Annotated in this window: 13 protein-coding genes; all 13 read right to left on the bottom strand. The window is 52.4% G+C overall.

Going from position 1 to position 13,035, the window contains the following annotated elements; all coding sequences use genetic code 11:
* Positions 1–4: 4 nt before the first annotated feature.
* The gene (gene traK / locus P1X16_RS29170; RefSeq protein ID WP_089334249.1) at positions 5–619 is read right to left on the bottom strand and encodes a conjugative transposon protein TraK; all 615 of its coding nucleotides are present in this window, start codon (positions 617–619) and stop codon (positions 5–7) included.
* 44 nt (positions 620–663) lie between these two features.
* Entirely contained in the window at positions 664–1,818 is a 1,155-nt protein-coding gene (locus P1X16_RS29165) for a hypothetical protein (RefSeq protein WP_277236330.1), read from the bottom strand.
* A gap of 55 nt (positions 1,819–1,873) precedes the next feature.
* Complete coding sequence (locus tag P1X16_RS29160; RefSeq protein ID WP_089334246.1) at positions 1,874–2,521, bottom strand: hypothetical protein; 648 nt, start codon at positions 2,519–2,521, stop codon at positions 1,874–1,876.
* A 33-nt stretch (positions 2,522–2,554) separates the two neighbouring features.
* On the bottom strand, positions 2,555–3,202 hold the full coding sequence (locus tag P1X16_RS29155) for a hypothetical protein (protein ID WP_089334245.1): 648 nt from the start codon (positions 3,200–3,202) through the stop codon (positions 2,555–2,557).
* 43 nt (positions 3,203–3,245) lie between these two features.
* Positions 3,246–3,806, bottom strand: a complete 561-nt coding sequence (locus tag P1X16_RS29150) for a hypothetical protein (RefSeq protein ID WP_143437239.1) — start codon at positions 3,804–3,806, stop codon at positions 3,246–3,248.
* A gap of 19 nt (positions 3,807–3,825) precedes the next feature.
* On the bottom strand, positions 3,826–6,327 hold the full coding sequence (locus tag P1X16_RS29145) for a TraG family conjugative transposon ATPase (RefSeq protein WP_089334243.1): 2,502 nt from the start codon (positions 6,325–6,327) through the stop codon (positions 3,826–3,828).
* Between the two features lie 35 nt (positions 6,328–6,362).
* Positions 6,363–6,692: a DUF4133 domain-containing protein gene (locus P1X16_RS29140; protein ID WP_089334242.1), complete on the bottom strand. Its 330-nt coding sequence runs from the start codon at positions 6,690–6,692 to the stop codon at positions 6,363–6,365.
* Positions 6,693–6,704: 12 nt separating this feature from the next.
* On the bottom strand, positions 6,705–7,025 hold the full coding sequence (locus P1X16_RS29135) for a DUF4134 domain-containing protein (RefSeq protein ID WP_089334241.1): 321 nt from the start codon (positions 7,023–7,025) through the stop codon (positions 6,705–6,707).
* Between the two features lie 69 nt (positions 7,026–7,094).
* On the bottom strand, positions 7,095–8,057 hold the full coding sequence (locus tag P1X16_RS29130; protein ID WP_089334240.1) for a hypothetical protein: 963 nt from the start codon (positions 8,055–8,057) through the stop codon (positions 7,095–7,097).
* Positions 8,058–8,211: 154 nt separating this feature from the next.
* Complete coding sequence (locus P1X16_RS29125; protein WP_277236325.1) at positions 8,212–8,958, bottom strand: LytTR family transcriptional regulator DNA-binding domain-containing protein; 747 nt, start codon at positions 8,956–8,958, stop codon at positions 8,212–8,214.
* A 33-nt stretch (positions 8,959–8,991) separates the two neighbouring features.
* Positions 8,992–10,881 carry a histidine kinase dimerization/phosphoacceptor domain -containing protein gene (locus tag P1X16_RS29120; protein WP_089334238.1) on the bottom strand — a complete coding sequence of 630 codons (1,890 nt, stop codon included), beginning with the start codon at positions 10,879–10,881 and terminating at the stop codon, positions 8,992–8,994.
* A 29-nt stretch (positions 10,882–10,910) separates the two neighbouring features.
* On the bottom strand, positions 10,911–11,543 hold the full coding sequence (locus P1X16_RS29115) for a hypothetical protein (protein ID WP_089334237.1): 633 nt from the start codon (positions 11,541–11,543) through the stop codon (positions 10,911–10,913).
* Positions 11,544–11,579: 36 nt separating this feature from the next.
* Positions 11,580–12,395, bottom strand: a complete 816-nt coding sequence (locus P1X16_RS29110; RefSeq protein WP_089334236.1) for a ParA family protein — start codon at positions 12,393–12,395, stop codon at positions 11,580–11,582.
* Positions 12,396–13,035: the final 640 nt, after the last annotated feature.

The following is a 13,035-nucleotide window of genomic DNA, read 5'->3' as shown; positions in this document are numbered from 1 at the left end:
GGACTTAACGGGCGATAGTGGATAAGGTGTTATTCTGCACTACCCGCCAGTTTTCCATGATGAAGCCGTGCGGGTTGTTTTCCGAGCGCGTTACGTCCCGCAGGGTGCAGTCGGCAACTAAGTCCCGGTTGGTATAAGAAGTAGCTCGAATCAGGCGCTGGTGGGCAAACGTGCGGGCCGTAATGGGCCGGGTATTGCTGAGCACCACGCTATCAACCGTAATTTCCATGCTGATATTGGCAGAAATCAAGTCGTTGTAAAACCCGCGCTCTTTCAAGTTCTCGTACTCCCGTTTCGCGGAGTTATCAGCCAGGTAAAGTGCCTGATTGATATTGCCATCAATGGCCTTTTGGTCGGGGTCCAGGCTAAAGAATAATTCGTGAAACCGCTTAACGTGGCTCCGGGCTTCTACTGGCCGGTTAGCCCGCGCATCGGTTGCGCCAGCGGTGAGCAGTTGGCCACCCTCTAATACATAAATCCGATTCGCTGCCGCCGCTGAGTTCTGAAAGGAAAAGTAGGCAATGGTAACGGCCAGCGTCAGGACGGAGACAATGAAAATGATAGCCAGGGTTTTTACCTGTTTGAAGGCAGAATCAATGGTTTTCAGGGATTCAAACATGATGGTAGCAGCTAGAGGACCGGGCTAGTGCCCGGTCCTGGTGATTAAGAATTGCCGTTGTTGCGGCCGAAGTAGCCGCCTACTCGCTCCCGGATGGCTGACCCGGCCCGATGGCCAAGCTGTTCGCCCCGCGTCATATTGGCCGCGCCGCTGAAGCCAAAGCCACCCTGCGCTGCCCCAACTACTGTTCCCACACCGGAAGCGCCAGCCGAAACGCCCTGCGCACCCATGCGGCCCGCAGCACCCATGCCCGCGCCAGCCGCCGCAGCGCCACCCGTAGCCGCGCTCACGAAAGCACCGGCCGCTGAGCCAGCACCGCTAGCCGAAATGAGCATATCCGTAATGAAGGGCACCAGCACGTAGCCCGCAATGGCCACGAGCAGGAAGACCAAGTAGCCGAAATCAGCGGAATCTACCCCGCGTTGCGCGTTCAGGCGGTCAATGTCGCCTTGCAGCATTTGCACCTGGAACGAGGCCATCATGGCCCCGAACACATTGGCCACCGGCACCCACAGCGAAATTGTAATGAAGTGGCCAAGCCATTTCTGAATACCGCCCCCAAAGCCGGGGAAAATGGCAATGCCGAACGTTATGGGCCCGAGTACCGAAAGCACCACCAGGATAAAGGTGGAGAGAAAGTGAATGAGCAGCCGCGCCCCAACGTGGAACAGTTCGAGCGTGTTCTTCATCCACTCCCGGAAGTTCTGGTTTACATCATAAGAAACCTTCTGGAAGGTAAGGCTCATTCGGTCACCAATACCCCCCATCCCGGTAGGCCCGGCCAAGTCGGCTAGCTTGCGCTCGTAGGCTTCATCCGTGGCGAAATCCTTGTTTTCCGGCTTATTAGCCAGAATATTCTTTTTTTCTTCTTGCAGCGCGACAATCTTAGCGGATTGGTCGTTTCGGATTGAATCGGTGCTATGGGACAGCGCCCCGGTAAAGCCTCGTAGGCCCTGGCAGAGCGCCGGGAAGAACAGGATGCACAAGCCAATTAAAAACGGCCGCAGCAGCGGGTACACGTCGATAGGTTCCGCCCGCGCAATGTGCCCCCACACTTTGGCACTGATGTAAATAAGTGCGCCCACACCGCCAATTGCCCGACCTAGATTCGTGAATTGGGATACAAGCGGCATCATGTTGGTGTACAAATCATCCAACATGGTTTCCATCGCGTCTACTTGCGCGAGGATAGAATTCATGTCCATAGGAAAGGGGAGTAAGATTCGGGACGGAAATAGAATAGCTAAGCGGCGATTACTTCTTGCCCATCAGGGCTAGTACTGACTCTTTATCTTGGACAGTTTGAGCCTGAACGCGGGCAACAGCCCGGCACTTGCTGGTATAGTAGTTCATCAAGTCATGCTGCCCTTCTATTTTGTCAGCGATGTTGTTGATGAACTCTATCCGTTCGGGATCCGTCATTTTAGCCTTCCCGGCGCTGAGCACCCCGACCAGCTCACTAAGCAGGCCGATGTTTTCATTCAGCATCTTACCGTACATGGAAGTAGCCCCGGCAAGCTGGTTGGCATCAAGACCCTTGTTGCGCAGCTCAGGCATAATGTTGGCGTACAGCGTAATCATCGCGGCCTGGCGGTCGTAAATTTCCTGTACCCGGCGATAGGTGCGAACCCCGGAACTGATTTGTAGCAGGCTGCTATACCATTGGTCGTGTAACTGTTGGGTTTTGTCGATTACACCCTTAATCTGACCGCTTACCACCTTCATATCGGCCGCTAGCAGCTTGCCTTGCGCTAGCAAGGTGCCCGATACGGTTTGGTGGCCAATCTGCTTGCGCGAAATCTTTTCCGAGATAGGAGCCGATATAACGGCTGGTAGTTGAGCGTATGCTTGGTGAGCACCCAGGGCGAGGGCCAGCGCGAAGAATTTGGAGAAGGTATTCATACTAGCTGAAGCTTTTAAGTGAGCATCCTACCCCTACCGTTTCGACATGAGGTTTTTAAGTGATTCCAGGTCTTGCGCCTGTTCCTTGGCTACGCGCATCATCATTAGGTTGCGCTGCGTGTAGTAATTCACTAGGCCAGATTGGTCGGTAATCTTCTTGTCCAGTTGGTCGATGAAGCGCATCCGTTCGGCATCCGTCATTTTGAGCATAGCCGGGCTCACGATGGTTTGCAAGTCACCAATGGTGTTGGAGCTTTCCAATAGCATCTTGCCGTACATGGTCGTCATATCGGCCAACTGTTGCGGCTTGATAAAAGGCGACTTGCGCAGCACCTCAATAGCCGACGAGTACTGTTGGATAATTTGGGTTTGCTTCTCGAAAATGTTCTTCACCCGGCGATAGTCCCGGACCGCCGAGCTAATCGACAGTAGCCCATCGTACCAGTTTTTGGCCATGAGCATATTCTTCTCCGAGAACATCTTGGTTAGTTCTTGCTCCTTCACCCCCGCCGAAACCAGCTTGTTAGCCGCCGATGAAAGAGCTTTCATGGTGCCTTGCAAGCCAGTTTGCACCCCACTTTGTACTTCTAGTACCGGAGCTGTTACCACGAGTTGAGCCGAGGCCTGCGTGACACTAAGGCCCAACAGTGCCAGGCTTAGGATTCCTATTTTCTTGTTCATAACAGTAGGAAAAGAGGGTGAATAGAATAGCGGAATTAGGCGGCTACTTTTTCGCCAGGGGCTCGATGTAGGACATTTCACGCTCAGCGTTCAGGCGGACGTGCTGCATTCCGTCCCATACCATCTGCATTTGCGGCACTGCTTTGTCGGACGTGGGCGCGGGCTCATCTTGGGTGAGGGGCACTAGCATCTTGGCCAACTGCTCGCATTGCGGCGTGTATTTGTCCCATATTTTGGCCTGATCTTCGGGCTTCTGCTTTTTAAGAGGCCGCGCCGTAATCACTTTGCGAATGATGGCGCGGTAGTTCCGCCAAATGCCCTCAGCTAGCGGGTGCTCCTTGATACCCGAGCCAAGCTCACTGCCGTACCAGTCGCTGACCGATTGCGCGTAAGCCCGCCCCGCCGCCACGTCGGCCGCAGCAGCCCCAGGCAGCGCTGCTACGCTATCAGCAAACGCCGTTGCCGCCGAGGCTTGGGCCGAAGCCGCTACCGCCGTTACCGGGGCACTGGCCGCAGTACCATCAGTACTAGGCGTAGAGGATTCCGAATTGCCACAGCCCGCCAAGGCCAGCAACATTCCTAGAGAGAGCAAGGACGTTTTCATGTTTTTCCCTTTTGTTCAATTACCGCTTGGCCAAGGCTTCTTCGCGCAGTTCGGCAGCCACCAGCTTTATTGCCGTGGGCATATCGGCCGTTTTCTTGAACTTGTCGAACAGCCGCATCTTCTCCGATTCTTCCGTGGAGTAGGTGATGTATTCCTCTTTGGAAACTTCGATGGAATACACCTTGGATACCACGCCCCCCAGGGAGATAAATACTTCGGTGTAACGGCCTCGTTCGGGCTTATTGTCCCGGTTGATAGAGAGGATAATAGCCTTCTCCTTTTCGGTCAGCGACAGCAGCGCTTGTATCTGGTCGAATTTGAGGATGAACTTGCGCTGGTCGAGTAGAATCTTGGTGTCCGAGTTGTTGATAATGGCATCTTTTACAATGGCATTACCGATAATATCATCTACTTCCTGCGTTACTACGATTGCCTCACCGAAGAACTTACGCACCGTCTTAAACAGGTACTTGATGTACTCTGCCATGCCCGGCGTAGTAAGCGCCTTCCAGGCTTCCTCAATCAAAATCATCTTCCGTACCCCTTTCAGCTTGCGCATCTTGGAGATGAAGGTTTCCATGATAATGAGGGTAACCACCGGGAACAGGATCGGATGATCCTTTATGTTGTCCAGCTCGAATACGATAAAGGGCTCATTCACCAAGTCCAACTCTTTAGGCGAGTTGAGCAGGTAATCGTACTCCCCACCCTTATAGTAGGGCTTTAGGACGTATAGGAAATTGTCTATATCAAAGTCCTTTTCGCGTACTTTTTCTTCGCGCAGAATTTCCGAGTAAGGGCCTTTTACGAAGTCATAGAACGTGTTGAAGCTAGGCTTAACAGCCGGGTTTTCTTCCAGCATCACGTAGTACAAGCTCACGGCCGTAGAGAGCGAAACGTACTCCGATTGGCTTACATTCTCGTCGTCCTTCTTCCAGAGAGCTTGCAGCAGCGTTTTGATGCTTTCCTTCTTTTCTACGTCCAGCTTACCCGACACCAGGAAGGGATTAAAGGCAATCGGGTTATCTTCTTCATAGGTGAAGTACACGCCGCCTTTCAGCTCACAGAGGCCCTTGTAGGAGTTACCCGTATCGACCAACAAGACGTGCGCCCCTTGCTCGTAGTACTGGCGAACCATATGGTTCGTGAAAAACGACTTGCCCGAGCCCGAAGGCCCCAGGATAAATTTGTTGCGGTTGAAGATGATTTGCTTTTTCATCGGCTCATCCGACAAATCCACTTGCACCGGCTTACCGGATAGGCGGTCGGAAAGCTTAATGCCCTTCGTCGCGCCGGTACTCCGGTAGTTGGTTTCGGTGGCCCAAAAGCAAACGGCCTGCTCGATGAAGGTGTAAAAGGTTTCTTCCGATGGGAAGTCGCCCGCGTTACCCGGCACCCCACCCCAATACAAAGCGGCAATGTCCACCGTGTTTTGCCGAGGCTTGCAGTTCATGGTGTTGAAGGCTGCATTGATCAGCTTGCGGGTTTCGGTCAGCTCATCTTCACTTTCGGCCCAGGTCAGTACATTGACATGCACCCGCGCCGGCCGGCGCTTGTCCGCTACCGCTTCATTGAGGTAGTCTTGATAGAATTGATAGTTGACCGTGTTTTGCCGCGAGTAGAGCGAGAGCGAGTTAAGCCGGTCCTTCTTTTGCTCGAAGGTTTTAAGCGTCTTAGCCGTATTATCCAGGAATACATATTGATTCAGGATATGGCTAGTACCCAGCAGCAGGCCCAGGGGGGCCGCAAAGGAAATCGGGAAGTCGGTGTATTCGGTGCTCAGCTGCTCGTAGCGAATATCCGATTCCACGCCCAGCGGCAAATCATCCAGATTCGCCACCGAAAACATGTTGCAGATTTGCTGGCCCACCTTCAACCCTTCGGTTAGGTCCAAGTCTACTTGTTGGGCCTGCTCAGATAGGTTGAGCGCAAAATACTTTTCCAGCAAGCCCGCTTTTTCCGGGGTGCCGGCCAACTCGTCGGAGGTGAGCCGGTGAGATTTGATGTAGGGGGCATTCGTGGGGCCTACTCCTTCCAACGTACGCACGAACTGCCCTACGTTGTCAAAAAAGGCTTCCATCACCTTTACATCGAGCATATCCTTGGGCACGATGTTACGCCGGGCCAGGAGCCCCGAAGCACTGTTCCAGTTGGGACGCTCCGAGGACATTTTAGTAATGAATAGGTAGCAGTAGTGGTTGAGAAACGGGCGCTCGAAAAAGTGCCGCTCATAGGCCGCGGAGAGTAGCGTTCTATCCGTTTCAAAGCCGGGCGCATACTTATCCTCTACAAACCAATCCTGCTTGTGGACCGCGCAGTGGTCAGGCAGCAAGCGCACCGCTTTTACAAAGGCCTGTTGTAGCTGCGCATAGTCTTCACGCGAGAGCGTAAAAATCTCCGGTAGCTCCAGCCGGAAGGCCACCGTTACATCGGCGTTCTTCGAGATGAGGCAATCCTTCTCAATCTTATAAATCGGCTGCTTGGATTCGAGCGAGGCGGACGGAAGTATTTTACTGCTCATATAATAAATCGGTAATAACCTAAGACCGGGCGCTACTAGCGCCCGGTCCGGTCCTCGTTCAAATTTTGGAATAAGCGACTCTGCCGATTCGTAATTCGCTTTGGCGCTGAGCGCCGAGCACCGGCTTTCATCATGCCGTGCTCCCCGTATTTCGTATTTAAGGCGAATACCCCGGCCCACATACCCCCACCCAGCACGAGCGTTATCACTACCGTCAGCAGCAGCGGAGTACCCAGTAGATACATGGTCACGAAGGCCGCGAACACCAAGCCGATGCCTGCTACCAAGTAGTATACATTGCCTCCAATAAGCCCGTTGAACTCCCAAGGCTTATTAATGCCGCGATTCAGGTTGTATTGAGGCATGGCGGCGTAGGCTTACAGGAAGAACGAGCGAACTACCGTTGCTACCAGTACCAGGAAAATCATAGAGCCGAACCACGATACCGCCGTTTTCTGCGTGTCTTGGTCGCCTGCGTTCCACTTGCTATACACCTTGATAGCGCCGATCAGACCAAGAACAGCCCCGATTGCATACATGAGCTTGGTAAGCGGGTCGAAATAGTTGGTAACCTGAGTAGTGGCATCCTGAATGCCGCTGGCACCACCAGCTGCGCCGCCGCCTTGAGCAAATACAGCTTGAGTGCAGAGCATGAGCCCGAGGATAGCAATTGACGTGAGAATCTGCTTCTTTTTCATGGTCGTAAAAGATTGGATGAGGGAAAGAAAAAGGTTTAATAATCTGGTTATGAGATGACTAAAGGATTGCTACGCGAACAGGCTCGCTATTTCATTGCTGGTTTCCTTGGTTCGGAGAGCCCATTGCTCGCCTAGAGTAGTATCCGCTAAAGCAGCAGGTCCCTGTGGCTGCTCTCCTGCCTGCAACTGAGCCACGAATGCGGCCACTGTTTCAACTGCAAACAGCTCTTCCATTTCGACAGGGGCAACGTCTGCTTTCGTCGCTACCAATTCCTCAAATTCGGCCAGAGGCTCCCCAAAATCAGCTAGAGGCTCATAGCTGCCAGCGACGGCAGGCTGGTACACTATCTCAGGCTCAATAGCAGATACCTCGATGGCGTGGTGCTTAGCTTCAGCATTTGTATCCGTCTTATTGGTGTCCTCAACCAGTCTTTCTTGGCCTGCAGTTGTGCTAGCACCATCCTTATCCACACCATTAGCCTCAGCCTCAGTATTATCAACGGGCATTTGGTGGGCCTTTCTGCGAATCAGCGCCTCTAGCTGCGGATTTGGGCGGTCCTCCTGCTCTTGCCGGGATTCGTCGGCTGCTATGGCCTCGTCCGTGGCTCCGGCCACTGATGCCGCCGCGTCCATTGGTCCACCATCATCTTCGCTATCATCCCGACCGGTTGCCCTGGCTGTGGAATCGGGCAGCTCCCCTCCTACTACCGCCGCTGCGCCTTCGGGTAGGTTCTCTGCCGCCCCAGCTTCGGGCGCTTCAGTAGTTGCGTCTGCTTCCGCCGTACCGGCTGCCGATTCAGTGGCCGTAGGCGTAGCCACGAAGGCTGACTTTGGCCGCACAAGGGACGGTGGCGCAGCGGCCGTAGTGCCAGGGGCCGCGCCTGCCAGTTGAGGTCCGCCGCTTACCTTCTTTCCTTTTAGAAGGTCAGAAAAGTCATCGCGGTAATAGAGAAATCCTACTACCAAGTAGTAGAGTACCAGTAATACCAGCACGAACACGAAAAACTGGCCCCAGGAATATTGACTAAGCATAGCAGTATAAAGCAGTGGCTGAATCCCCACTACTAAGCTAGAGTCAGGATTCAGCCAGAGCCAGAGTATTTGATGAATGGCAGAAATTGGGTGGTGAGCTGCAAATCCACTACACGAACGGTAATGGCCAATCAGTCACGAATGAGGAAAAACGCTACCCAAGCAGGTGGATACGGTTCTTCAATTCCTCTTTGCAGGCCCGACTAACGGGGATATACTCTTTGCCGAGCAGTACGCAGCCCTCGACATAGGCTTGCACATGGTCCAGGTTGACGATGTGGGAGCGGTGGGTTTTGAAGAAGCAGGGCGGTAGCTTTTGCTCTAGCTCCTTCAAGGTGGAGTCAAACACGTAGCTGCTGGTAGCCGTGTGCAGGCGGACGTAGTTTTGCAGGGCCTCGAAGTACAGTATATCGCTCACTGCTATCCGGACGTGCCCCGAGCCATGACGGACAAAGAAATGCCGGGCAAACTGAGTAGTATTTGGGGCTGAGGTTGCCATTTCCTCACTGGCTGCAGTTCTTGGCGGGGGAACTTCGTAGGCATTATACAGGGCCATTTCCAGTTGAGCCCGTAGCGAATCATCGGTGAAAGGCTTGAGCAGGAAGCCGAAAGGCTGCGCTACCTTGGCCCGGTTGAGGGTAGCCGAATCAGAACGGGCTGTGAGAAACACTACCGGAATGGCAAACTGACGACGTACCAGGATAGCTGTCGCAATACCATCGGTATCACCCTGAATATTCACGTCCATCAATACCAGTTCTACTTGCTGCTCAGCTAAGGTGGCCAGCGCATCATCGCTATTATCAACTGGCTCTAAGGCATTATGACCTAGTCGGATCAAAGCCCGCTGTATTTCGTCCGCAATCAATACTTCATCTTCAACAATGAGGATAGTAGCCATTAGGTCGGCGTTTAAAAAGGAAATGGATAGTCATCAAGGGTGAAAAATTTCGATGCAGGTGCCGGTGGGTACGTTGGGGGAAGCGGTGACGGTTGCTTTCAACTGCTTGGCCAGCTTGCGCACAATCTGCATACCGAGCCCCTGGCCCTCGAAGCCAGTGGCAGGCAAGCCAGCGCCATTATCCGTTACCGTTAAGTGAAATCCTTTGGTTGAAACGCCTTTCAGGGCGATATGCAGGTGGCCCGCGGCCTGCTCACGAAAGGCGTGCTTATAGGCGTTGGTTACTATTTCGCTGACCAGCAATCCAAACGCGCTACCGTCCTTGGCGCACATGGCGACTGGAGCCAAGTCCGTAGATAGCTCTATCTGCCGATGGGGAGTAGCCAAGGATAGACGGAGCGCAGGCAGCAACTCTGCGAGGTACGAGTCAAGCCGAATCTGAGCTAGGTTTTCCGCCCGGTACAGAAACTCGTGCACCAGGGCCATACTCTGAATACGAGCCTGGTTGCCCGCCATTAGAGCCGTAACGGTTGGGTCGTTCGAGGCGCTGCTTTGCCAGGAAAGCAGGCTGCTCACCAATTGCAGGTTGTTTTTAACGCGGTGGTGGATTTCTTGCACCAGCACTTCCTTTTCCGTTACTGATTCCTGAATTTCCGCATTGGCCGAGGCCAGCAAGCCATTAGTCTTAGCCAAGAGCGCCCGACTACGACGAAGCCGCCAGTAGAGCAGGGTGCCAGCCGTTAAACCTAGCAAGAGCAAGGAAGCCACCCCGAGCAGCGCCCGTTTCTGTTGCTGCTGCTCCCGAACCAAGGCAGCGTCAGCGCGGGCCTGCTGCCTCAAAAGCTTGATTTGTTGCTCCCGAGCTTGTACATCGTACTTGACGTGCAGCTGAGCCAGGGCTTTCTTGTTTTCTTGGGCTTCCAGAACACGGTTCAAGGCCGTAGCGCCTACCTCGTAAGAATAGGCTTGCTGATAGTCACCCAAGGCCGCATATGCCTTAGCCAGCAAGGTTGAGGCAGCCCCCTGAAATGGGATTGCCCCTACCCTATTGGCTAGCTCCAGGCAGCGGGCGGCAGCGTCGCGCATTGCCGGATAGTTCCGCTGCTGCTGGTACAGTTCCGCTACGTTGATGAGCGCCCCTGCTTCTTCTTTGGGATTGCCGGAACGCTGAGCATAGCCAACTGTCTGATGCAGGTACTTACTGGCTGAATCCAGATTGGTACGAGTGGCGGCCTGCTGCTGATAAATGCGGCCCATTAACAAGCTTGCTTGACCAGCGCCAAGGGACTTGGGTATCAGCCGGTACATGGCCACCGACTTTAAAGCAAACTTGCGGGCTAGGTCGAAACGGTGAAGCTGAAAGTAGGTGTTTCCCAAGTTGTGAAACACAATTGCGGAATCTTCTACTCCAATGCGCGAGGTACCCGAGAGCTTCATATTTTGATAGCTCCGCAAAAGGTATTTCAAGCTTAGCTCAGCATCACCAGTCGTAGAGGCTGTAGCGCCCATGTTCAAATAGAGCAGAGCCAGTTGCACAGGTTGGTTCTGAGCAGTCGCCAGGTCCACTCCTTGCTGATAGTAGGCCAGGGCCTCATCGTAGTTGCCGCTTTCCGTGTTGAAGTTGGCTAGCGTGCGAAGGATGTTCATCTGGCCCCGCCGATACCCGATTTTCTGCGCTAGTTTCAATGCTTCTTCTGCGGTGCTGATGGCGCCGGACAAGTCGTTCGTGCTGGTTTCCACCGCTAAGCGGCTGAGGCAGTACACCCGGAAGGTATCAGGTACGGCTGTTGAGCGACTAAGCAGGCGTAAGGAATCAATCGGGTAATCCCGGAACTCATACCGTATCGCAGGGCTCGACTGCTGACCTTTCGCTATGACGTTAAGCCCCAGCAACAAGACTGTACAGATTCGGAGGCTTAACATCGGCGGATTGTGAAGTACGTTGTAGAGAGCTATTTCTTGACTTGACGTTGGCGTAGCTGTTTTGCAATTGCCTTTTGAATTTGTGCGTCGTTCTTGTCAATGAACTGAGCAATGAGGTTATGCACTATGTCAGGTGGGGATGCGCCATTGCCCACGACAGTACCCAGCAATAGCAAGTATTGATAGTGAGCATCCGTTAGACGCATAGTAAATACCTTCTTATCGGCTGCGGGAGTAAAGAGCGAAGCAAGCTCCACTTTGCCCACTTCAATAGCAGTCGATGGCTCAGTAGTGGATTCTGGAATAGCTTCTACTTTCGGGGTAGTTTCTACAGCGGGTGCCGCCACAGGAGGGGCTGCTTGTGCAGGCTCAGGTGCCGCTGCGAGGGGTTCAACTTTTGGCGCTGGTATTGTCGTTTCAGGCGCAGGAGTAGGCTCTGAAGTAGTTGGGGTAACAGCTTCATTGCTTGGGGCCACCGAAACGTTTTCTCCCTTTTGTTCTTCTTTCCCGGTAGTGGTTTCCGAGGCTGGTTGCGTTGCTGAACTATTGTTCCGCTGAGTTGGAGCAGGACTATCTAAGTGGTTGCTGGTAGCAGCCATGCTTAGCATCTGGTCTAGTGCAGCTTTCTTTTCTTCTTCGCTTTTTGCTTTAGGCTTCGCCATTAGTGTGTTGGACTTTTAGAAGGTGTTCAGTACGTGTTATAGCGAATCGTCCGAAGTCGTAGCCGCACTGCTTGTGGTAACAGTAGCCGAAGGCATTTCAATAGTTTTGCCGGAGGGAGTGACTTGCCCGGGTCCGAGGACGATAGAAAGTATCTCCATTATCAGCTTGCCCATGCCCAGCTTGTCTAGCTCCCGTTCAGGCAGAGAGAACATCGTAGAACGCCTTTCTTTATAGCCAATCAGCAGTTCTACCCGGCTTTGCAGTAGAGGCAATCCTTTCTCTTCAAAAAACGCCTCTATTTTATCGTAAGTGGATTTTTTCTCCGACTTGACGAAGCGGTTCCAGAAAGCATAAAAACCTAGCAGGTTCGATTCGTCGGGGTCTGGTTGAGTTGATTTAAGGAACCCACCCAAAATCTGCATATAGCCCACCGTTGAGGCAATGGTGCCTTGGTCAGCTTCCATTGGCAGGAAAATGTACTGAACCATGCGCAGCAAGTCAGGAAGGCCGGTAACGTTGATAGTACCCGGAGTATCTACCAAAATGAAGTCGTATCCTTGCTTTTCCAGTGCCTCTATAGAATCAACTGATTTTTCAACGCTCGAAATACTCACCGGATAGGGGGTAATGCCTTGGTTGAGCAGCCGGTCTTTGAAAGCTTCATCGGTTTTGACCTTCTGCAATTCTTGATTGCGGTACACTTGAATAGTGTTCTGCGGGTAGTCACAATCTAGAATAGCCACTTTGTAGCCATAGACATAAGCTAGGGCCGAGGCAACGTGAACACTGATTGTAGACTTACCAGCGCCGCCCTTTTGGGTCGCAAAGGCGATAACTTTTGGTTCGCTCATGGGGTCTGGTGGTTTGAATAGGTGATAAACAAAGATAGCAATTGACTTGAAACCTCAAAGCCTCATAGCCTCAATGATATTTTGGTGTTTAACCTCATAGGCTCTTAACCCCAAAACACCAAAGGGTCAATGAGGCTAAATATCATAATATCATGGCCTCAAAACCTCATAATATCTTTGATATTTAGCATCGAAAAATCATCGCCTCAAAATATCAAGTCCTCAAATTTTCATAGCCTCAAAACCCCAATGCCTCAAAGCCTCATAATATCACAGCCTCAAAACTTCATAAGCAGTTGTCCATCTTCAACAGTAATATTGTTCAGTTATCCGGCCTCAAAACCTCAGAGCCTCAGAGCCTCAAAACTTCAAAACGTCCTAGCCTCATAACCTCAGAATATCATAGCCTCAAAATATCTAGAAGACAATTATCCGGTCGTGCAGTCTAAATAGGTAGCTTCGATAATCGTAGAAGTAGATGTTGAGCCTCAAACCCTCAAAGCCTCAAAGCGCCAAAGCCTCATATAAGCTCTAGCTCTAGCACTGTTCAACGACTGTTCAACGCCCCCGTTCTACTAGCCCGTTTAAACGTACAGCAAGCCATGTCATTGTATATACAAACTTCGTTTATATCTTACAA

The organism is Hymenobacter sp. YC55 (assembly GCF_029433095.1).
GTDB lineage: Bacteria > Bacteroidota > Bacteroidia > Cytophagales > Hymenobacteraceae > Hymenobacter.
This window is presented reverse-complemented; position numbering and strand designations above follow the sequence as displayed.